This is a genomic window from Variovorax sp. GW821-FHT09D05 (assembly GCF_059416325.1).
In genome coordinates, this window is the sequence record NZ_JBWKOZ010000003.1 from 584,153 (window position 1) to 605,265 (window position 21,113).

20 protein-coding genes are annotated in these 21,113 nt (G+C 66.8%); 16 read left to right on the forward strand and 4 right to left on the reverse strand.

Going from position 1 to position 21,113, the window contains the following annotated elements:
- Positions 1 to 11 precede the first annotated feature (11 nt).
- Positions 12 to 1,868, forward strand: a complete 1,857-nt coding sequence (locus AC07O3_RS10705; RefSeq protein ID WP_495339274.1) for an ABC transporter ATP-binding protein — start codon at positions 12 to 14, stop codon at positions 1,866 to 1,868.
- Positions 1,869 to 1,874: 6 nt separating this feature from the next.
- On the opposite strand, the gene AC07O3_RS10710 is transcribed toward AC07O3_RS10705, so the two are convergent.
- On the reverse strand, positions 1,875 to 2,318 hold the full coding sequence (locus AC07O3_RS10710) for a VOC family protein (protein ID WP_495339275.1): 444 nt from the start codon (positions 2,316 to 2,318) through the stop codon (positions 1,875 to 1,877).
- Between the two features lie 56 nt (positions 2,319 to 2,374).
- Here AC07O3_RS10710 and AC07O3_RS10715 point away from each other — a divergent pair, with 56 nt between their 5' ends.
- From AC07O3_RS10715 to AC07O3_RS10725, 3 genes are all read left to right on the forward strand, one after another.
- Entirely contained in the window at positions 2,375 to 2,977 is a 603-nt protein-coding gene (locus AC07O3_RS10715; protein WP_495339276.1) for a TetR/AcrR family transcriptional regulator, read from the forward strand.
- Between the two features lie 351 nt (positions 2,978 to 3,328).
- Positions 3,329 to 4,726, forward strand: a complete 1,398-nt coding sequence (locus tag AC07O3_RS10720; protein WP_495339277.1) for a DUF2868 domain-containing protein — start codon at positions 3,329 to 3,331, stop codon at positions 4,724 to 4,726.
- The gene (locus AC07O3_RS10725; protein WP_495339278.1) at positions 4,723 to 6,135 is read left to right on the forward strand and encodes a GTPase/DUF3482 domain-containing protein; all 1,413 of its coding nucleotides are present in this window, start codon (positions 4,723 to 4,725) and stop codon (positions 6,133 to 6,135) included. Before AC07O3_RS10720 ends, AC07O3_RS10725 begins: the two co-directional genes overlap by 4 nt.
- Here the strand turns inward: AC07O3_RS10725 and AC07O3_RS10730 are convergent.
- Positions 6,132 to 7,121 carry a sialic acid TRAP transporter substrate-binding protein SiaP gene (locus tag AC07O3_RS10730; protein WP_495339279.1) on the reverse strand — a complete coding sequence of 330 codons (990 nt, stop codon included), beginning with the start codon at positions 7,119 to 7,121 and terminating at the stop codon, positions 6,132 to 6,134. The genes AC07O3_RS10725 and AC07O3_RS10730 overlap by 4 nt on opposite strands.
- Before the next feature lie 179 nt (positions 7,122 to 7,300).
- On the opposite strand from AC07O3_RS10730, the gene AC07O3_RS10735 reads away from it, so the two are divergent.
- The 3 genes from AC07O3_RS10735 to AC07O3_RS10745 all read left to right on the forward strand — a co-directional run bounded on the left by AC07O3_RS10735 (position 7,301) and on the right by AC07O3_RS10745 (position 10,416).
- Positions 7,301 to 7,819: an O-acetyl-ADP-ribose deacetylase gene (locus tag AC07O3_RS10735; RefSeq protein WP_495339280.1), complete on the forward strand. Its 519-nt coding sequence runs from the start codon at positions 7,301 to 7,303 to the stop codon at positions 7,817 to 7,819.
- A gap of 66 nt (positions 7,820 to 7,885) precedes the next feature.
- On the forward strand, positions 7,886 to 9,640 hold the full coding sequence (locus AC07O3_RS10740) for an IlvD/Edd family dehydratase (RefSeq protein ID WP_495339281.1): 1,755 nt from the start codon (positions 7,886 to 7,888) through the stop codon (positions 9,638 to 9,640).
- A 5-nt stretch (positions 9,641 to 9,645) separates the two neighbouring features.
- Positions 9,646 to 10,416 carry a class I SAM-dependent methyltransferase gene (locus tag AC07O3_RS10745; protein ID WP_495339282.1) on the forward strand — a complete coding sequence of 257 codons (771 nt, stop codon included), beginning with the start codon at positions 9,646 to 9,648 and terminating at the stop codon, positions 10,414 to 10,416.
- Between the two features lie 10 nt (positions 10,417 to 10,426).
- Here the strand turns inward: AC07O3_RS10745 and AC07O3_RS10750 are convergent, their stop codons facing one another.
- Positions 10,427 to 11,245, reverse strand: a complete 819-nt coding sequence (locus AC07O3_RS10750) for an SDR family oxidoreductase (protein WP_307615474.1) — start codon at positions 11,243 to 11,245, stop codon at positions 10,427 to 10,429.
- A 76-nt stretch (positions 11,246 to 11,321) separates the two neighbouring features.
- On the opposite strand from AC07O3_RS10750, the gene AC07O3_RS10755 reads away from it, so the two are divergent.
- From AC07O3_RS10755 to AC07O3_RS10780, 6 genes are all read left to right on the forward strand, one after another.
- Positions 11,322 to 12,269 (forward strand): AraC family transcriptional regulator, encoded by a 948-nt coding sequence (locus tag AC07O3_RS10755; RefSeq protein WP_307615473.1) that lies wholly within the window; start codon positions 11,322 to 11,324, stop codon positions 12,267 to 12,269.
- A gap of 106 nt (positions 12,270 to 12,375) precedes the next feature.
- Positions 12,376 to 13,809, forward strand: coding sequence for a glycerophosphodiester phosphodiesterase family protein (locus tag AC07O3_RS10760; RefSeq protein WP_495339283.1), 1,434 nt, complete (start codon positions 12,376 to 12,378; stop codon positions 13,807 to 13,809).
- 28 nt (positions 13,810 to 13,837) lie between these two features.
- The gene (gene trhA / locus AC07O3_RS10765; RefSeq protein WP_093176163.1) at positions 13,838 to 14,461 is read left to right on the forward strand and encodes a PAQR family membrane homeostasis protein TrhA; all 624 of its coding nucleotides are present in this window, start codon (positions 13,838 to 13,840) and stop codon (positions 14,459 to 14,461) included.
- 39 nt (positions 14,462 to 14,500) lie between these two features.
- Positions 14,501 to 15,415: a bestrophin family protein gene (locus AC07O3_RS10770; RefSeq protein WP_093073361.1), complete on the forward strand. Its 915-nt coding sequence runs from the start codon at positions 14,501 to 14,503 to the stop codon at positions 15,413 to 15,415.
- Positions 15,416 to 15,432: 17 nt separating this feature from the next.
- Positions 15,433 to 15,867, forward strand: a complete 435-nt coding sequence (locus AC07O3_RS10775) for a DUF3806 domain-containing protein (RefSeq protein WP_256216612.1) — start codon at positions 15,433 to 15,435, stop codon at positions 15,865 to 15,867.
- A 45-nt stretch (positions 15,868 to 15,912) separates the two neighbouring features.
- The gene (locus AC07O3_RS10780; protein WP_495339339.1) at positions 15,913 to 16,782 is read left to right on the forward strand and encodes an amidohydrolase family protein; all 870 of its coding nucleotides are present in this window, start codon (positions 15,913 to 15,915) and stop codon (positions 16,780 to 16,782) included.
- On the opposite strand, the gene bla is transcribed toward AC07O3_RS10780, so the two are convergent.
- Entirely contained in the window at positions 16,783 to 17,670 is an 888-nt protein-coding gene (gene bla, locus AC07O3_RS10785; protein ID WP_093176170.1) for a class A beta-lactamase, read from the reverse strand.
- A gap of 174 nt (positions 17,671 to 17,844) precedes the next feature.
- Here bla and AC07O3_RS10790 point away from each other — a divergent pair, with 174 nt between their 5' ends.
- The 3 genes from AC07O3_RS10790 (at position 17,845) to AC07O3_RS10800 (ending at position 21,084) form a co-directional block, all read left to right on the forward strand.
- Positions 17,845 to 18,192, forward strand: coding sequence for an ArsR/SmtB family transcription factor (locus AC07O3_RS10790; RefSeq protein WP_093055698.1), 348 nt, complete (start codon positions 17,845 to 17,847; stop codon positions 18,190 to 18,192).
- A 35-nt stretch (positions 18,193 to 18,227) separates the two neighbouring features.
- Positions 18,228 to 18,761, forward strand: coding sequence for an SRPBCC family protein (locus AC07O3_RS10795; protein ID WP_495339284.1), 534 nt, complete (start codon positions 18,228 to 18,230; stop codon positions 18,759 to 18,761).
- Positions 18,762 to 19,014: 253 nt separating this feature from the next.
- Positions 19,015 to 21,084, forward strand: coding sequence for a LamG-like jellyroll fold domain-containing protein (locus tag AC07O3_RS10800; RefSeq protein ID WP_495339285.1), 2,070 nt, complete (start codon positions 19,015 to 19,017; stop codon positions 21,082 to 21,084).
- Positions 21,085 to 21,113 lie beyond the last annotated feature (29 nt).

Genomic DNA, 21,113 nt, shown 5'->3' on the forward strand with positions numbered 1-21,113 from the left:
AGACTCAGTCCTTGTTCCGCTTCTTCGAAAAACTCCTCCATCCGTACCCCGCCGCCGAACCCGCTTTGCCGCCGCAGGGCTTCCTCGCTTTTCTCTGGGCCTGCACGCACGGCGTGCGCGGCAAGATCGCGGCGATGGCGGCGCTCACCGCCGTCATGTCGATCTTCGAGGCGGCGCTGTTCGCGATCCTCGGGCGCATCGTCGACTGGCTAGGCCCACAGGTGCCCGCGCGCCTGTGGGCAGACCGCGGCACCACGCTCATGTGGCTGGCCGCGTTCCTGGTGATCAGCATCGGCGTGGTCGCGCTGCAGACCATCGTGAAGCACCAGACGCTCGCGGTGAACCTGCCGATGCGCCTGCGCTGGAACTTTCACAGGCTGATGCTGGGCCAGAGCATGGCCTTCTACCAGGACGAGTTCGCCGGCCGCATCACGGCCAAGGTGATGCAGACCGCGCTCGCGGTGCGCGACACCGTGTTCGTGCTGGCCGACGTGCTGGTGGCCATGGGCGTGTACGTGGCCACCATGATCATCCTGGTGGGTGTGCTCGACGCGCAGCTGATGTGGCCCTTCATCATCTGGCTGGCGCTGTACATCGGCTCGCTGGTGTACTTCGTGCCGCGCCTGGGCAAGGTCGGCAAGGCGCAGGCCGACGCCCGCGCGATGATGACCGGCCGCGTGACCGATGCCTACACCAACATCGCGACCGTCAAGCTGTTCTCGCACACGCAGCGCGAGGCCGGCTTCGCGCGCGACGCGATGCGCGAGTTCATGAAGACCGGCTACGGCCAGATGCGCCTGGTGAGCGCCTTCGAAATCGTCAACCACACGCTGAGCATGGGCCTCACGGCCGGCATGGCGGGTGTGGCACTGTGGCTGTGGTCGCACGGCACGGTCGGCGTGGGTGCGGTGGCCGCGGCCACGGCAATGGCGCTGCGGCTGCAGGGCATGTCGCACTGGATCATGTGGGAAATGACCAGCCTGTTCGAAAACATCGGCACCGTGCAGGACGGCATGAAGACGCTTTCGCGCCCGCGCACCGTGCTCGACGCGGCCAATGCCACGGTGCTCGACGTGCCGCGCGGCGAGGTGCGTTTCGAGCATGCGAGCTTCCGCTATGCCGACGCAGGCCGCCGCGTGATCGACGACCTGAACCTGACAGTGAAGCCGGGCGAGAAGATCGGCCTGGTCGGCCGTTCGGGCGCGGGCAAGTCGACGCTGGTGAACCTGCTGCTGCGCTTTCACGACCTGGAAAGCGGCCGCATCCTGATCGACGGGCAGGACATCGCGCACGTCACGCAGGACTCGCTGCGCAGCCACATCGGCATGGTCACGCAAGACACCTCGCTGATGCACCGCTCGGTGGCCGACAACATCGCCTACGGCCGGCCCGACGCCACGCATGAGCAGATCGAGGCCGCCGCCGGGCGTGCGGAAGCGCACGACTTCATCCAGACACTGGGCGACGCAAGCGGCCGACGCGGCTACGAAGCGCATGTGGGCGAGCGCGGCGTGAAGCTCTCAGGCGGCCAGCGCCAGCGCGTGGCCATTGCGCGCGTGATGCTGAAGGACGCGCCGATCCTGCTGCTCGACGAAGCCACCAGCGCGCTCGACTCGGAAGTCGAAGCCGCCATCCAGCAGAGCCTCTACACGCTGATGGAAGGCAAGACCGTGATCGCGATCGCGCACCGGCTGTCGACCATCGCGGCGATGGACCGGCTCATCGTGCTCGACGAAGGCCGCGTGGTGGAAGAAGGCGACCACCGCACGCTGATGGCGCAGGGCGGCCTGTATGCGCGGCTTTGGGCGCACCAGAGCGGCGGGTTCCTGGGCGACAGCCTCGAGGAAGACGAAGCACTGCGCGCCTGATCGTTGTCAGGTCGGCAACGCGCCGGCCTCGTATTGCGCAGCGAACTCCCCGCTCGGCGGGATCGGCTTGATGATGTCGATCAACACGCCGTTCGGGTCGCGCGTGATGAAGTGGCGCTGGCCGAAGGCCTCGTCGCGCAGCGGCAGGAGGATCGGCAGGCCGGCGGCCTTCAGCCGGTCGTGCACCGCGTCGGGGTCGTCCACCTCGAAGTTCAACAGCGTGCCGCCAGCCACCTGCCCGCGCGCGGACGCCGGAATGGTTTCGTGCCGGCCGTCGAGCACGGCGAGATTCACCGAGGGCTCGTCCGCCAGTTGCAGGTGCACATACCAGTCGCTCGTGAACAGCGGCGTGAAGCCGAAGTGCGCCTGGTAGAAGTTCGCCGTTCCCGCCACGTCGTTGGTCATGAGAACGGGGTAGTAGCTCGTCACTTTCACGATGGGTCCTTTCATTTAACATACAGGCTGCATGTAAATTTGAATATAACTTACAGACAGACTGTATGTAAATGGCCGATTCACCCACCCCAGTCCGAACCAACCGTGAACGTACGGAAGCCACCCGTCTCGCACTGATCGAGGCGGCGCGTGCGCTCTTCGTCGGCAAGGGCTACGGCGACACCTCGACGCCGGAGATTGCGACGGCAGCCGGCATCACCCGCGGCGCGCTGTACCACCACTTCGTCGACAAGCGCGACCTGTTCCGTCAGGTGCTGCTGCGCGAAGGCGAAGCCGTGGCCGCCGACATCGAGGCGGCCACGCCCGAGCAACTATCGCCGCGCGAGGCGCTACTCGAAGGCAGCAAGGCCTATCTGAATGCGATGACGGCGCCGGGCCGCACACGGCTGCTGCTGATCGACGGCCCCGCGGTGCTGGGCATGGCCGAAGTCATGGCCATGGACGATGCGACCTCGGCGAAGTCGCTGCGACAGGGGCTGGAGCGCGCCGGCCTGGGCAAGGGCGAGGCGTCGCTCGACGCCCTGACCCCGCTGCTCGCGGCGGCCTTCGACCGGGCCGCGCTGGCCATCGACGCAGGCGCAGACGTAGAGGAAACCCGTACGGCGATGCTGTGGCTGCTCGAGCGGGCGCTCGGCCCGGCCAGGAAGCGCTGATGCGGGACATGTCGTGGGCCGATGCTTCGCACGCGCCTACATCGCACGCCGCCCCCTGCCGACAGTGATGCCGCGAACGCGGCGCAATGCTGGACTCATCTTCAACCCAGAGGAGTCTTCGCGTGAATTCCATCATCTACATCGTCGGTCTGGTCGTGGTTGTCGTAGCCGTGCTTTCGTTCTTCGGCCTTCGCTGAGACCGGGCACGCGCCACCGACTCCCGCACCATGCACAACGGGGCCGCTTGCGGCCCCGTTTCTCGTCGTGGCTGCCCGAAGCTCGCCGGGCATAATTTGCGCGCCCCGGCGCCGTGCGGGGCCTCATTGACCGATTGGCTGCGAAGGGACCCTGTTGACCAACACCGCGCTGCGCGAATCTGCTTTTCCGGATGCGGTGATCACCGAGGCGATCCGATGGACCGAACAGAGCGGCCCGCTCGACGACGCGCAAGCCCTTCGCATCGCCGCCTCGCGCACAGCCGATGCCCACGGGCAGATCACCGAACGCGCGCTACAACTCGGCGAGCGCATCGGCCTGCAGCCTGAACTCGCACGTGCCCGGCAGTGGGCGCCGTGGGTGCTGCTCGCGCTGGTGGCGCTGATCGTCATGGCCGGCCTCGGGCTGGCGGGCAACGTGGTCGGCGGCGGCGAGCGCCACATCAACGTGATCGTCGCGCTCGTGAGCCTGCTGGGCCTGCACGCGCTCACGCTGCTGCTGTGGCTCGCGGGCCTGTGGATGCCGCTCGGCTCGTTCAATACCGCATCGCTCGGCTGGATCTGGCTGTCGCTCACGGCGCGGGTGGCGGGCGGCAAGCGTGGACAGGCGCCGGTGCTGGTGCGCGCGGCCACGGGGCTGCTGTCCCGCGCAAAGCTGTTGCCATGGGCCTTCGGGCTGGTGAGCCACGGCATCTGGTCGCTGTCGTTCGCCGTGGTGCTGGCCGCGATGCTGTTCGCGCTCGCGTTTCGCAGCTACACGCTGAGCTGGGAGACGACGATTCTTGACCCGGACTTCTTCGTGCGCGTAGTGCAGGTGCTGGGCTGGGCGCCGGCGAAGCTTGGCTTTCCGGTGCCCGATGCCGCCACCGTGCTGGCCGCAACTCCCGGCGCTGCAGGCCAGCGCACCTGGGCACTGTGGCTGACCGGCTGCATCGTCGTCTACGGGCTGCTGCCGCGCGTCGCGCTCGTGCTGCTGAGCGCCTTTGTCTGGAAGCGCCGCCGCAAGGCGCTGCAGCCCGACTGGCGCGAGCCCTACTACCGCAAGCTGCTGGCCCGCTTTGCCGCGTTGGCGCCGGCGGCCATCGTCGATGCCGATCCGGGCCGCAGGCGCGGCGCCATGCCCGCGGGCCTGCCTGCCTCGGAACTGCATGAGGCCCTCTTCGTCGTCGGCTTCGAACTGCCGCCCGACATGCCCTGGCCTCCAGCCGCCCTGCCCGCCGGCGTCGCGACGCAGGCGCAGCGCATCGACGGCAGTGCGCCCGCGCGCCGCGCCCTGCTCGACCAGTTGGCCCATACCCATCCGCGCACGGTACTGCTGGTGTGCCACGCCGCATCGAGCCCCGACCGCGGCACCGAACGCTTCCTGCGCGAAGTGCTGGCGCATTGCGGCGAGTGCCGCCTGTGGCTGGCCGACGCGCCCGGTGCGAGCGCCACGCAGCGATGGCTTGACTGGCTGCGCGACACTGGCCTGGAGCGCATCACCGCCAGCGATCGCCTGGACATCGCCTTGCCGGAAAGCGCGATCGCCCCATGACGCAACAGCCCATCCGCATCGCCGTCGTCGGCCACACCAACGCTGGCAAGACCTCGTTGCTGCGCACGCTCACGCGGCGCATCGGCTTCGGGGAGGTGTCGCAGCGCCCCGGCACCACGCGCCATGTCGAATCGGTCGACCTCGACGTGAACGGCGAAGCCGCCGTGCGCTTCTTCGACACGCCGGGCCTCGAAGACGCCGTCGCGCTGCGCGAGCACCTCGCCGGCTTCGATGCGCAAGCGACGCCCCCCGACCGCATCCGCCAGTTCTTGCAGGGCCCCGAAGCCCATGGCGTGTTCGAGCAGGAGGCCAAGGTGCTGCGCACCATGCTCGACATCGACGCGGCCTTTCTCGTCATCGATGTGCGCGAACCGGTGCTGCCCAAGTTCCGCGACGAGATCGAGTTGCTCAACTCCTGCGCGCGCCCCGTGCTGCCGGTGCTGAATTTCGTGCGCGATGCCGCCAGCCGCGAGCCCGCGTGGAAAGAGCTGCTCTCGGCCTACGGCCTGCACGTGCAGGTGCGCTTCGACGCGGCTGCCCCGTTCGTCGGCGCCGAGCAGGACTTGTACAACGACCTGGCCACGCTGCTGCGCGAGCGCCGCGACCTGCTGCACGGCGTCGTCGATGCACTGGCCGACGAAGCGGTGCAACGCCGCCAGTCCGCCTGCACGCGCATCGCCGCCCTGCTGGTCGATGCCGCTGCGGTGCGCCGCACGGTGTCGTCCACCGAGTTCGCTGACACCGCTCGACGGCAAGCGCTCGTCGCCGCGCTGCGGAAGGCCGTGTTCGACAAGGCCCAGCGCTGCACCGACGACCTGCTCGCGCTCTACGGCTTTCGCCAGGGCGACGCCGATGAGGCCCCGCTGCCGATGATCGAAGGCCGCTGGACGCTCGACTTCTTCAGCCCCGAAGCCATGAAGGACGCGGGCCTGCGCCTCGGCAAGGGCGCGGTCATCGGTGCGGCGGTGGGCGTGGTCGCCGACCTGGCCGTGGCCGGCATCTCGCTCGGCGCGGGTGCAGCGCTGGGTGGCGCCATCGGCGGTGCGGTGTCGCAGGGCTGGGGACCGCTCGGCCGCAAGCTGGCCAACAAGCTGCGCGACGTGCACGAACTCACCGTGGAAGACGGCGTGCTGTTCACGCTGGTCGCGTGGCAGCTGAAGCTCACGCAGGCGCTGGAGCAGCGCGGCCATGCGGCCACGCAGCGCATCGCCGCCGAATCGCCCGAGGACGGCGATTCCCCCACGCGAGCCGCCGCGGCCGCGGTGCGTGGCGCGCAGCCGGCACGCAACCATCCCGAGTGGGAATCGACAGGCATTGCAACGCGCAGTTTCTGGCGCCCCTCGCCCCAGCGCGAAGCGCTCGTGGCCGAGCTGTCACAGACGTTGCTGCGTGCTTTCGAAGCGCCTTAATTCGCCCCTGCCAGCGCCTGCAGCTTTGCGTAGTCGCCCGGCCGCGCCCCCGCCTGCTCAGGCGTCGAGCGCTTGACGATCCGCTCCAGGAACAGCTGCCGGTTGACCGGCGCCACGGTCATGCCCTTGTCGCGCAGGAACTTCTCGTCCTCGAGTTCGCCGGCGATCACGCCGACGTTGGTCCACTTCGCGGTTTCCACAAGCACCTTCTCCACCATCGCCTGCTGCTGCGGCGCGAGCCTGGCCCATGCGGCCTTGCCGATGACGATGCCCAGCGTGTCGTAGACATGCGCCGTCAGCAGCACGTACTTCTGCACTTCATAGAGCTTCTTCGACTTGACGATGTCCAGCGGGTTTTCCTGTGCCTCCACCTCGTTCTTCTTGAGCGAGCTGTAGAGGCTCATGAAAGGCAGCGTCACCGGCTTGGCGTCGAGCGCGGTGGCAAACAGCTGGTAGGCCGCGGCGGCGGGCACGTAAAGGCGCAAGTCGCGGAAGTCTTCGGGCTTCGACAGCGGCTTGGCCGACGTGACCTGGCGCGCGCCGTAGTACACGGCGGCCACCATGCGGTTGCCGCTCCGCTCGTTGTAGCCTTTCATCAGGTCGGCCAGCAGCGGGCTCGCCAGGTACTTGCGCATGTGGTCGAGGTCCTTGAAGGCGAAGGGATAGCTCCCCAGGCTCAGCGGCGGATAGCCCTCGGCCAGCGTGGCCTGCCCGACGTAGGCAATCTGCACCGAATCGTTCGCTAGCATCAGCGGAAAGTCGGCCTCCTGCCCCAGCTTGGAAGACGGCACCACCTCGATCTTGATCTTGCCGTCGGACTGTTCAGCGATCTTGCGCGCCGCAAGCTCTGCCTGCTGGTGGAAGATGCTCGTGGGCTCGTAGACATGGCCCCACTTGAATTGCAGCACCTGCGCATGGGCGGCTACCGCCCCTGCGAGCGCCATGCAAAGAACACCGGCGCGGCGCCATGGCAACAAGCTTTTCATCGACTCTCCCTCGGGTTGAGAACAGTCCGGCCGTATGCAAGATCGACGCCATGGCAGCGGACGGACGCCGGGCAAATGCGCCCGACCCGGGAATCGTAAATATTTGCAACAAACATCGAAAGCGGGTTTGCCCGACTCCGGCCCGCGCGCCTACGATGCCAGCCCCGAGCCACCGCACCATGACGACCACCCTTCACGCCATCCGCGCCGACATCACCACGCTGCAGGTCGACGCCATCGTCAACGCCGCCAACTCCTCGCTGCTCGGCGGCGGTGGCGTGGACGGCGCGATCCACCGCGCCGCAGGGCCGGAGCTGGTGCACGAATGCCGGCTGCTGGGCGGCTGCAAGACGGGCGATGCCAAGCTCACGAAGGGCTACCGCCTGCCTGCCCGCTTCATCATCCACACGGTCGGCCCCGTGTGGCGTGGTGGCGAGGCGGGCGAGCCCGAACTGCTCGCGTCGTGCTACCGGCGCTCGATGGCGCTCGCCGCCGGGCAAGGGGTGGGCAGCATCGCGTTTCCCAGCATCAGCACGGGCATCTATGGCTATCCCGTCGAGCTGGCGGCAAAGGTCGCGGTGAGCACCGTGCGCGAAGCGCTGGCGGTCGTCACGTCAGTGGAGGAAGTCGTCTTCTGCTGCTTCTCGCCGGACGACCTTGCTGTCTACGAGGCTGCACTGGCCGAAGGCGCGCACTGAAAGAAAAGCCGGAAAAGCTGTCAGCGAGTCAAATACCAGTTCCGACGAACAACAAACCCACGTCCCATGTCCGAATCCCCCTTCGAGCCCGACGACAACAACAGCAACAGCAACGCGGGCATGCGCAAGGGCCTGACCAGCTACGGCGACCGCGGCTTCTCGCTCTTCCTCCGCAAGGCCTTCATCAAGGGCGCGGGCTACACCGATGCGGCGCTCGATCGCCCCGTGGTCGGCATCGCCAACACCGGCAGCGCCTACAACCCCTGCCATGGCAACGCACCGCAGCTCATCGAGGCCGTCAAGCGCGGCGTGATGCTCGCGGGCGGCCTGCCGATGGACTTTCCGACCATCTCGGTGCACGAGAGCTTCGCCGCGCCGACCAGCATGTACCTGCGCAACCTGATGTCGATGGACACAGAGGAGATGGTGCGCGCGCAGCCCATGGACGCCGTAGTGCTCATCGGCGGCTGCGACAAGACCGTGCCGGCGCAGCTCATGGGCGCGGCCTCCGCTGGCCTGCCGTCGATCCAGCTCATCACCGGCTCGATGCTCACGGGCAGCCACCGCGGCGAACGCGTGGGTGCCTGCACCGACTGCCGGCGCTACTGGGGCAGGTATCGCGCGGGCGAGATCGACGCCGAGGAAACCGCCGACGTCAACAACCAGCTGGTCGCGAGCGTGGGCACCTGCTCGGTGATGGGCACGGCCAGCACCATGGCCTGCATTGCCGAGGCGCTGGGCATGACGATGCCGGGCGGCGCCTCGCCACCAGCCGTAACGGCCGACCGCATCCGCATTGCCGAGCAGACCGGCGCGCAGGCCGTGCAGATCGCGCGCGACCGCCTCACCATCGACAAGGTGCTGACCCCCGCCGCCTTCGAGAACGCGATGCGCGTGCTGCTGGCCATCGGCGGCTCGACCAACGGCATCGTGCACCTCGCGGCCATTGCCGGCCGCATGGGCCTGGACATCGACCTGCTCGCGCTCGACCGCATGGGCCGCGAAACGCCGGTGCTGCTCGACCTGAAGCCCTCGGGCCAGCACTACATGGAAGACTTCCACGCCGCAGGCGGCATGGCCACGCTGCTGCGCGAACTCAAGCCGCTGCTGCACCTCGATGCACTCACGGTCACGGGCCGCACGCTGGGCGAGGAAATCGAGCGCGCAGGGCCAGGCTTCAGGCAGGACGTGGTGCGGCCCGCCAGCCAGCCGATCTATCCGCAGGGCGGCATCGCGGTGCTGTGGGGTAACCTGGCGCCAGGCGGCGCGATCATCAAGCAATCGGCCGCCGACCCGGCGCTGATGGAGCACGAGGGCCGCGCCGTGGTCTTCGAGAACGCCGAAGACCTGGTGCAACGCATCGACAGCGACGCGCTCGACGTCACGCCGCAAGACGTGCTGGTGCTCAAGAACATCGGCCCCAAGGGGGCGCCTGGCATGCCCGAGGCGGGCTACATCCCCATTCCACGCAAGCTCGCGCGCACCGGCGTGAAAGACATCGTGCGCATCTCCGACGGTCGCATGAGCGGCACCGCCTTCGGCACCATCGTGCTGCACGTGACGCCCGAGTCGGCCATCGGAGGGCCTCTGGCGTATGTGCGCAACGGCGACCGCATCCGGCTGAGCGTGGCGAAGCGCGAGATCTCGCTGCTGGTGGCGGACGAAGAACTGGCGCGCCGCGCGACGGAAACGACGGTGGTCGAGCCCACCGCCGAGCGCGGCTACAAGAAGCTGTTCCTGCAGACCGTGATGCAGGCCGACAAGGGCGTGGACTTCGACTTTCTCCGGGCGCCGAACACCGTGGGCAAGGTGCCACGATAAAGCGCATGACCGACGATTTCTACGACGAGCTCGCACCGCTCTATCACCTGATCTATCCGGACTGGAGCGAGAGCATCCGCCTGCAGGGCGACAAGCTCTCGCAACTCATCGAGGCCGAATGGCCCGGTGGTGGCGCGCATCGCAAAGTGCTCGACGTGTCGTGCGGCATCGGCACGCAAGCGCTCGGGCTCGCGGCACTCGGCCACGTGGTGACGGCCTCCGACCTGTCGGCCAACGAGATCGAACGCGCGCGGCATGAAGCGAAACTGCGCGGCCTCGACATCGCTTTCTCGGTGTGCGACATGCGCGAAGCGCACACGCATCACGGCAGCGGCTTCGACATCGTGATGTCGTGCGACAACTCGATGCCGCATCTGCAGACCGACGCCGACCTGCTGACCGCCCTGCGCCAGATGACCGCCTGCCTGCGCCCGGGCGGCGGCTGCGTCGTCAGCGTGCGCGACTACGCGAAGGAAGAGCGCGGCAGCAACATCGTGAAGCACTACGGCGCACGCCTGGAGAACGGCCAACGCCATGTGCTGTTCCAGGTCTGGGATTTCGATGACGGAGGCACGGGCGAGCACTACGACCTTGGCTTCTTCTTCGTCACGGAAGACCTCGCCACGCATGCCGTGAGCACGCGCGTGATGCGCTCGCGCTACTACGCCATATCGACGACGCGGCTGTGCGAGCTCATGCATGAAGCGGGGCTGAAGGACGTTCGGCGCATCGACGGCGCGTTCTTCCAGCCAGTGCTGGTGGGTACGCGGCCGTGAGCGCCGCGACTCACCTCTTCATGCGCAGCATCGACCGCATTCCTGTCAGGAATTGCTCGTCGGTGCTGTTCCACCGTGCATTGGCCAAATGGGCACTGTCCGGTCCGGCCGGGAAGCGCAGCATTTCCGACTCTTCCGTAACAGCAGCGAAGACGGCCGCCGCGACCTGATCTGGAGTCGTCACTGCGCCGGTAGTCCCGAACTGCGCCATGAGCTGCCCTGCATACGCCTGGTACGGCGGCGAGATCAAGCCGTTCATGCGGTCCATGCCATTTGCCGTGAAGGCTGTCCCGGGACCATAGCCGGGCTCCACAAGCCTGACGCGCACACCAATGGATTCAAGTTCGAAGAACAGGGCCTCGGTGAACCCTTCGATGGCGAACTTGCTCGCCGCATAGGGCGCAACCATCGGCATGCCGGCGAAGCAGACGCTGGAGGTCACGTTGACGATGGCCCCTTCCCCGCGCTCGCGCATGAGCGGAATCATGGCCTGGGTCATTGCCATGACGCCGAAGGTGTTGGTCTCGAACACCTCGCGCACGGTTTCCATTGGCGTCACCTCGAAGGCAGAGAACAAGCCGATTCCCGCGTTGTTCACCAGCACGTCGATCTTGCCGAAGGCGGCGATGCCTTGGCCAATGGCTTGCACGATGCTGTCGTTGTTCGTCACGTCGAGCTGGACCACGCGCAAGCGCTGCGAAGGCTCACCCAGAAACGCCGGATCCGGTTTGCGCATCGTCGCGACGACGTTCCAGCCTTGCTTGATGAAATGCTCTGCCGTGGCTTTGCCGTAACCCGAAGAGCAGCCAGTGATAAGTACAGTTTTCATGTTCGATGTCCTTTGAAGATCGGTCCGATGCTAGGGTTCTTGACCAAGACGATCCATCCCGCCTAATCTCGATTTCATGCGCGATCGTCTAAACGCTGACCCACTGGCTTCCATCGTGGCTTTGCTCCGTCCACGAACCGTTCTGTCGAAGTTCGTCAGCGGCGCGGGTAGCTGGGCAGTGCAATACCCGAACTACGGACAGCCCAGCTTCTGCCTGATGCTGAAAGGCTCGTGCTGGCTGAGCCTGGACTCGGCAGAGCCCTTCCTGATGGAACCCGGGGACTACGTCTTGCTGCCGGCAACGCCCGGCTTCCGGATGGGCAGCGACCTCGAGGCCATGGATCGCCCCACGATGCGCATCGCAGATGCAAGCCCGGCAGGAGAGATCCGCCACGGCACCCAGGGAGACGAGGCGGCGGTCAGGATGCTCGGCGGCTACTTCCTGTTCGACCCGACGAGTGCCCCGCTGCTGGTGGGGCTCCTGCCGACGGTGGTTCACATCAAGGCTGCCGACAGCGGAGCGGCGCGCTTGACGTGGATTGCGCGCGCCATCGATGAAGAGAACACGACCCCGAGACCCGGTGGCGATGCCATCCTGACGCGCCTTGTCGAGATCATGCTGATCGAGGCCCTGCGCTGGCGGCCGACACAAGACGACGCGCCGATTTCCGGGCTTCTGGCGGGCCTGGCCAACGCGCGAATGGCGGATGCGCTGCGGCTTATTCACGAGGACGTGGCACGGCGCTGGACCATCGAGGTTCTCGCGAAGAAGGTCGGAATGTCGCGTGCCGCATTTGCCGCCCGCTTCACACAGATTCTTGGTGTGCCCCCGATGGAGTACGTGCTGCGATGGCGGATGGCTCTGGCCAAGGACATGCTGTGGCATGACGGTCTTTCGCTTGGAGAGGTCGCGCATGCAATCGGCTATCAGTCGGCAAGCGCGTTCAGCACTGCCTTCAGCCGCTCGGTGGGGCTGTCTCCAAGCACGTTCGCACGCACTGGTCGCACCAACGCGCCTGCGTGATCTCAGGGCTCGTCAGCGGGCACTCGCTGGTCACTGTCCCGTCACGGGGCAAACCTAGCATCCGGCGGCTTTCGTTTCTCTTTCAACAAATATTCGAAAACTCCACATGAAAAAGAACGTTCCCGCGCCCCGCCCGGTTCGCGCCGCCATCGCGGCCATCGGTGGCTGCCTCGTGATAGCCGCATGTGGCGGCGGCAGCGATGGGGGCGTCTCGTTCCCGGTCCTCCCGCCTGCACCGGCGCCCGCACCCGCCCCGGCTCCCCCTGCCCCCGCACCGCTGGGCACGCTCGACGGCTCCGTGCCCCTGGTCATCGGCCATCGCGGCCTGCCGGGGCTGTACCCCGAAGAAACCAAGGTCGCCTACGAAGCCGCAGCCGATGCCGGCGCCGATTCGCTCGAGACCGACCTGCACCTCACCAAGGACTGCGTGCTCGTCGCGCGTCACAACCCCTGGCTCAGCGACAACACCAACATCGCCGACGTTGCCGCGACCAACACCACCGTTGCGGGCCGCAAGCGCACCGTGCCCGGCGTGCTGGTCGACGTGAAGTACCCGGCCATCGAGGCCAACGGCCCGGCCCAGTACCTGAGCGACCTGACCGACCCGAGCGATCCGAAGTCGGTGCTCAAGTCGCTCATCGTCGACGGCGAGGACCACACCAACGACTGGTCCATCACCGACTTCACGATGGACGAGCTGCGCCAGTGGATTCGCGGCACCACCTACGACGCCAAGGACCAGCGCCCAACCGACCTCAACGGCAAGCTGCCGATCCTGAGCTTCCAGGAAGTGATCGACATCGCCAAGGCCAAGAGCGCCTCCACGGGCCGCACGCTCACCGTGTATCCGGAAACCAAGAACCCGATCTGGAACAACGCGCAGGCCATCGCCAACGGCTGCGGCCCGGTGGGCAGCCATCCGCTGGAAGACGCGCTGCTGAAGATCATGAACTTCAATGATCTGAACCGGAAAGACGCGCCGATCTTCGTGCAGAGCTTCGAGCCCGAGAGCCTGAAGTACCTGCGCTCGGCCGGCATGAAGGCCCGCGCCGTGCAACTGGTGGACGGCAACGACGTCAACTACCAGACTGGCGAGATGACCTACGTCACCAAGGACGTCTACACCTTCGTCGACGGCCGCCCCTACAGCTGGACGCTGGCCGGCAACCCCAAGTGGTTCGGCGAGATGCTCACGCCCGCAGGCCTGGCCGACGTGAAGACCTATGCCGACGGCATCGGCCCGTGGAAGCCGCAGGTCATGGCCCACACCATCGTGCCCTTCGTCACGCCCAACAAGGGCCTGGCCGACGTGAACACCATCAAGCCCACCAGCCTGATCGCCGACGCGCACAAGGCCGGCCTGTTCGTGCACAGCTACACCTTCCGCAACGAGGCGAAGTACCTGGCCGGCATCTACAAGGGCGACCCGACAGCCGAGTACCTGGCGTACTTCCGCGCCGGCATCGACGGCGTGTTCTCGGACTTCGCGAACACGGCGTTCGCGGCGCGCAAGACCTACCTGAAGGAAACGGGCCGCTGAGGCAGAACGGCGAAAGGCAGCCAGCACGATGTACCCCGGAGAACGACTCAACGGATACAGCCACTTGCTGGGCCTGCTGCTCGCGCTGCCTGCAACGGCACTGCTGCTCGCCAAGACCGTGCCCACCGGCGACCCCGCGCGCATCGCGGGAGCGCTGGTGTTCTCGCTCTCGGCCGTGGCCCTGTATGCGGCCTCCACCCTCTTCCACAGCACGCGCGGGCGACTCAAGCGCATGTGGGAGCGTGCCGACCACTGCGCCATCTACCTGCTGATCGCCGGCACCTACACACCCTTTGCGCTGGTCACGCTGCAAGGCCCATGGGGCTGGCTGCTGCTGGCGACGATCTGGGGCGCGGCGCTCTTCGGCATCTGGCGCGAGCTGATGCCGGCCAAGGGCGGCGGGGCGAAGAAGCCCTCGCTGGCGCTGTACATCGGAATGGGATGGCTCGGCGTGCTGGCCGCCGTGCCGCTGGCCGCGCGGCTCGACGGCGCGGGGCTCGCATGGCTGCTGATCGGCGGCGTGCTCTACACGGCGGGTACCGTGTTCTATCGCAACAGGCAAGGCTTCCGGCACGCGCACGGTGCGTGGCACCTGTTCGTGCTGGCAGGCACTGCGAGCCACTACGTGGCGGTGGGCTGGTTCGTGCTGTAGGGGCCCGCGGCCCGGTCGTGCGGGGATAATCGCCGACCGATGATCGTCCGACCCCGCCCTCATTGGCTGCGCATGCTCTTCGTGTGGCGCGGCTCGGTCCTGCTGGACATAGCGCCGCAGCTCCTGTGGACCACCGCCTTCGCGGTGCTGGTGACGGTGCTTCACGGCCGGCTGTTCCAGTGGAAGGTGCCGCTCAATTTCGTGCCCTTCTCGCTCATCGGCCTGACGCTGGCCATCTTCCTTGGCTTTCGCAACGGCACGAGCTATTCGCGCTACTGGGAGGCGCGCACCCTGTGGGGCACGCTGCTCAATGAAACCCGCTCGCTGGTGCGGCAGGTGCTGACGCTGGCCGATGCGCCCGCCGAGGCAGGCAAGCCGACGCTTCGCCTCATCGCCTTCGTGCATGCTCTGCGCCACCAGTTGCGCGGCACCGATCCCTCGGCCGACCTCGCGCGGCTGCTGTCGCCCGAAGACTGCGCCCGCCTGCAGGCCGCGCGCTTCAAGCCGGCCGTTCTCCTGCTGATGGTCGGCGAATGGCTGCGGGACAAACGGAGGGGCGGCCATCTCGACCCGACGCTCGCGCAGGCCATGGAAATTCCGCTGGGCCGCCTGACCGAAGCGCTGGGCGGATGCGAGCGCATCGCGGGCACGCCGATTCCGTTCACCTACTCGGTCATCATCCACCGCACGATCTACCTGTACTGCGTGCTGCTGCCCTTCGGCCTGGTGGACGCCATCGGCCCCATGACGCCGGTGGTGGTCGCGTTCATCGCCTACACCTTCTTCGCGCTCGAAGCACTCGGGGCCGAGATCGAAGACCCCTTCGGCACCTCGCCGAACGACCTTGCGCTGGACGCCATGTCCCGCACGATCGAATCGACCTTGCGCGAGATGATCGGCGAGCCGCAGCCGATGCCGACAGAGTCAAGATCCGACAAGTACATGCAAACCTGAGAGGGAATACTCGCGCCATGGAACAAAAGATCGTTTCCCCTGCTAAGTCGGACCTTCGGGCCATTGCCACCCAGCTCATGCACGCGTCGGAGCTGGTGTCCGAAGCCAGCGGTCACGAGTTGACCGGTACAAGGACAGACCTCGCCGCACTGCAGAAAGTCATCGACTCGAAGCTCGTCGAGCCTGAAGCCACCTACTCCCTTCAGGCGCTGGGCCTCGCATTCGGCAAGGTGTTCATCAGCACTCGTACCGATTTCGACTGGTGGATGGTCGAGGACGAGTACGGACGGGACCCCGCGCTCCGGTACAAGCAGACCTCGCTCCTGCTGTTTCCCAAGACCATGATCTCCAAGCGGATCGAGGACGGCAAGGCAGTCAACGTCACGGAGATGTTCGAGGGGCTGCAGGAAACCGTTCGCGAGGTGCTGGCCGAGCACTACCCGGATGCCTGATCTGGCTCGAAGCACCGCATGAAAACCATCGCGCCAATCGCCGCCATGCTTGTGGCCGCCTGCACGACCATCGCGCCCAGCGCCTACGGACAGGCCCCGGCTTACGCAGGCCCGCTGTTCGACACGCACCTGCACTACAACCAGGAAGCCTGGGACGGCAACACCGGCCCTTACCCGCCCGCCGAGGCGCTCGCGCGCATACAGCGCAACAACGTCAAGGCGATCATTGCCAATTCGCGCCCCAACGCTGGCACGCAGACCCTGGCCGCAGCGCGCGAGACACGTGCCGCGGGCGTGACGGTCGTGCCCTTCGTGCGTCTGTACCGCAACCGCGACGACTACACCAACTGGTTCCGCGACGAGACCATCTACGAGATGGTGCAGACCGAGCTTGCGCGCGGCACCGCGAGCGGACCCTATCGCGGACTCGGAGAGTTCCACCTGTACGACAGCGCCGATGCCAACGGCCCCGTGGCGAAGAAACTGATAGCGCTGGCTGAGCAGCGCAAGCTCGCAGTGCTCGCACACGTCGACGACGTGGCAATTGACCTGCTGATGGCAAACGCGCCATCGAAGGGCCAAGCCCTGCGCCTGATCTGGGCCCACACCGGCATCGGCGGCCCACCGGTCGAACGGGTACAGGCGCTGCTGGAGCGCTATCCGCTGCTGATGGGTGAGCTCTCGTACCGCCCGGGGCTGACCTGCGAAGGCGGCAGGCTGTGCCCCGAATGGCGTGCGCTGATCCTCAAGTACCCGGGTCGCTTCATGGTCGGCTCCGACACCTGGGTCAACCAGCGCTGGAGCGCCTACGACGAGACGATGCGCGGCTACCGCACCTGGCTCGGCGATCTGCCGGCCGACGTAGCGCAACGCATCGCCTGGGACAACGCGGCCGCGCTGTTCGACCTTCGCTGATCAGCCTGCCAGCGCGGCCACCGCAATGCGCGTCGCCGACGCAATGACATCGTTGCGCCCCTTCGCATCCTTCTGCGGAAAGGTCAGGTAGACCGACAGCACGATCGGTGCACCGGCCGGCGGCCACAGCACGCCAACGTCGTTCGTGGAGCCATACGAGCCCGATCCGGTCTTGTCCCCCACCTTCCAGCCGGCCGGCACGCCCGCCAGAAAGCGCTCTGTGCTCGTGGTGTTGCCCAGCAGCCAGGTCTGCAGCTGGTCGCGCTGCACAGTGCCCAGCGCATCGCCCAACGCCAGCCGCTGCACGCTGTCGGCCATGGCCGCGGGCGTGGTGGTGTCGCGCGGGTCGCCGGGAATGCTGGTGTTGAGCTCGGGCTCGGTGCGGTCGAGCCTGAAGGCCTGGTCGCCGATGCCGCGCGCAAAGGCGGTAACGGCGGGCGGGCCACCCAGCACCTTCAGCAGCAGGTTGGCGGCCGCGTTGTCGCTGTACTGGACGGTGGCGGCGCACATCGCGGCCACGGTCATGCCGGTGGCAACGTGCTTCTCGGTTATCGGCGAATAGGCGACCAGATCCGCCTTGCTGTAGCTGATGTTCCTCGACAGCAGGCCGCTGTCCTTGGTGCCACGTTCGAGCACGGCCGCGGCCAGCATCAGCTTGAAGGTGCTGCACAGCGGAAAGCGTTCGTGCGGCCGATGCTGTATGCGCGCGCCGCTGCCGGTGTGGAAGCCGACCACGCCCAGGCGGCCGCCCGAGGCACTTTCGAGCGCGGCGAGCTGCGCCTCGGCCGAAGACTGCGATGCCGTACCAGACCACGCAGTGCATGCGCTGGCGAGCGGCAGGACGGAGGCGGCAAGCAGCAGGCTTCGGCGCTGGACTAGAGGGTTCATTTCGTTTTCTCTTTCTTTGGTCGAGTGGATGGTACGAAGCGAATCCTAGGAGCGGCACCCTCGTCGATCCAGCCTCCCGACGGCGTTGTGCGTCCCGGGTGTATCCGCTGTAACGGCAAGGTTTATTCAACCATATAGTTGAATACCAATCTGGAAATGCCTATATTCAACCTCATGGTTGAACTAGAACTCGCAGACGAACGGCTCGACGCCGTATTCCACGCCCTGGCCGACAGCACGCGCCGCACCATGCTGCAGTTGCTGTCCCACGGCGAATGCAGCGTGGGCGAACTCGGTGCGCCGTTTCGCATGTCCTTCGCGGGGGCGTCCAAGCACGTGAAGACGCTGGAGCGCGCGGGCCTGGTGTCACGCACCGTGCAGGGCCGCGCGCACGTCTGCCGGCTGGAGCCTGCCGCACTGGCCACGGCAGATGCCTGGCTGCGCTACTACGAAGGCTTCTGGAACAACCGTCTCGACGCGCTGGAGCAGGAACTGCGGCGCGAAGAGAAATCGCGCAAGTGATCTCCCCCTTCTTCATTCACAAGGAGCACATACCCATGACGATCAAGCACAGCCTCGGCCAGCAGGTCGCCCCCGGCACCCTGCGCATGGAGCGCATCCTGCCCGCCCCCATCGAGCGCGTGTGGGCCTACCTGGCCGACCCCGACAAACGCGCCGCATGGCTGGCCGGTGGCACCATGACGCAGAAGCCCGGCGAGATGTTCGACCTGCGTTTCAACCACACCGAACTCACCGGCGAAGTAGCTCCCGACCGCTACGCCGATTGCCGCCAGCCCATCGTGCAGAAGTCGCGGCTGGTGCGCATGGAAGCACCGACGCTGCTGACGATCAGCTGGGACGAAGGCCCGGCGCCGTCGGAAGTCACCTTCGAGCTCACGCCACAGGGCAACACCACACAGCTCGTGCTCACGCATCGCCGGCTGGCAAGCCGCAAGGACATGGTCAGCGTGGCGAGCGGGTGGCATGCGCACGTCGATGTGCTCATCGAGGTGCTGGCGGGGCGCAAGCCACAGGGCTTCTGGACGAACCACGCGGCGCTCGAGAAGGACTACGAAGCGCAGATTCGCTGACTGAAGCAGCACGTTCCTCCTTTCATTTCTCTCACACGGGGCCTTCGGGCCCCGTTTCTTTTTGGGCGTTGGCGTTCGCGGGGATTGTCAAACCGTTGTCACCTGAGAACCGCAGCATCTGAGGCATTAAGAGTATTTGTGTGTTTTGTTGTAAATAACTTTATTTGCACAAGAACAGAAAGACACCCACGTTCCTTCGGCGCAGCCGCGGGATATGCGTCTCAGAACTTCGAGGGAAAACATGATCAGAGGAATGAACACGCGCCGCGCATGGGCGGGAACAAGCATGTGCGCCCTGCTGCTTCTCACCGCCTGCGGTGGAGGTAGCGGCAACGGCTTCTCACCCATCGGCACACCGTCGCCTGGTAGCGGAAGCAACCCAGCACCGACAGTCAACCAGGGCAAGAGCGGGCCCAAGGCACTCGTCGTCGAGATCGACGGCCTCACGCATGCGGCGCTTCGCGACGCCATGGCGCAGAACAAGGTGCCGGCACTGCAGTCGCTGCGCGTTGCACCGGCATGGACCGGCGGTGCCAACGGCACGCTGAGCGAACAGCGTACCACCGACGGCCCGGGCTGGGCCACACTGCTGACCGGCACGTGGGCGCAGCGCCACGGCGTGCGCTGGGACACGAACGACCAGCGCATCGACGTCAAGCTCGCGCCCTCGGTGTTCGCGCTCGCCAGGCAGAACAAGGCGGCCGCCTACAAGACAGCTTCCGTCACCGCAAGCGCGCTCTATCCGCTGCTGCTGTCGAACGAAACCGGCACGCTCGACAGCGCAATCGACTGCGCCGGCTCCGACACCTGCGTCACCGACCGCACCGCGCAACTCATCGAAACGGGCTACGACCTGCTGGTCGCGCAGTACGGCGCACCGGGCGCGGCGGCAAGCAGCGGCCTGAAGAGCGACGCGTACCAGCGCGCGATCGCCGACACCGCCGCCGGCGTGGGCCAGTTGCTGGCGCGCATCGCGCAGCGCACCACCAACGATCCGAAGGAAGACTGGCTCGTGATCCTCACGACCAGCCACGGCCTCGACACCTTCGGCGGTGCAACCGGCCTGCAGGACAACGACAACAAGACCATCTTCATCGCGAGCAACAAAACGCTCGCGGCGCAAGCCGGCGTCGGCACGGCCGCTCCTGCTGACGCAAGCCTGCTCGTGCTTTCGGCCGCCACCGACATCGCGCCGACCGTGTTGCGTCACCTCGGCGCGCTGCCCGCGGCCGCCGACTACCGCTTCAACGGCCAGGCCCTGCAGGCGGCCACGTCGCTGCGCGGCCTCTCCGCGAAGACGGGTGCGGACAAGCGAAGCATCGAGCTGTCGTGGACGCTCGCCGGCACCACGACCGCGCCAGTGCAGGTGCTGCGCGACGGCAAGCTGGTGGCTACGCTGCCCGCCGGCTCGACTGCCTACATCGACCCCATCGTCGCCGAGAGCGACGGGGTCTATGCCTACCTGTACACGGTCGTCGCCGGCGAGGCCAGCGTGGCGCTTTCTGCGCAGATCGCCTACGTCAAGCCGGTACCGCCGGAACCGCCGGTGACGCTCGCTCCCACGCTGGTGAACGGGCTGGTCAACTACTACCCGCTCAACGCCCTGCCTGCAGTCGATGCGAAGAGTGCCTCCACGCTCGCCCCTTGGGCTGCCGACGCCAACGGCGGCACGCTGGTCGACGACGGCTTCCCGGCACCCAACAAGGCCAAGGCGCTGCGCGTCGACAGCACCGTGAAGAACGCCAGCGGCATGGCCGGCTATCGCCTCGTGCAGAACAGCGACGTAACCACCAACCCGGCGGTCACGGCCTTCACCATCGGCTTCTGGATGCGCACCGACAACACCTGCAGCCAGGGCGTGAGCAACGGCGGCACGGTGATCGGCAACAAGAACTACACCACCGGCGGCAACGCGGGCCTGGCCATCGGGCTGTTCGGCAGCTGCGAGATCCGCTTCAACGTAGGCACGGGCAGCGCACGCGCCGACAGCAACGGCTACAGCCTGAGCGCTGGCCAGTGGGCCTACGTGGCGGTGGTGATCGACAAGGCCGCGCTCACGATGAAGGGCTATGTGATGGACCCCGTCAGGGGCATCCAGACCAACAGCACCGCCATCACCAGCGCGCTGGTCGACAAGCTCGGCGGCCTGGGCAACGGCCTGGGCCTGAACGAGGACGGCACCGGCCTCTACTACCAACGCGAAACCTCTTCGCCGCGCGGCGCCATGGACTTCGACGACTTCGCGATCTGGAACCGCTCGCTCACGAACGACGAGCTGACCAGCATCTTCAAGTCGGGCACGCCGCTGTCGACGCTGCCCTGACCCCGATCACCCCCGAGCCCCAAGACAAC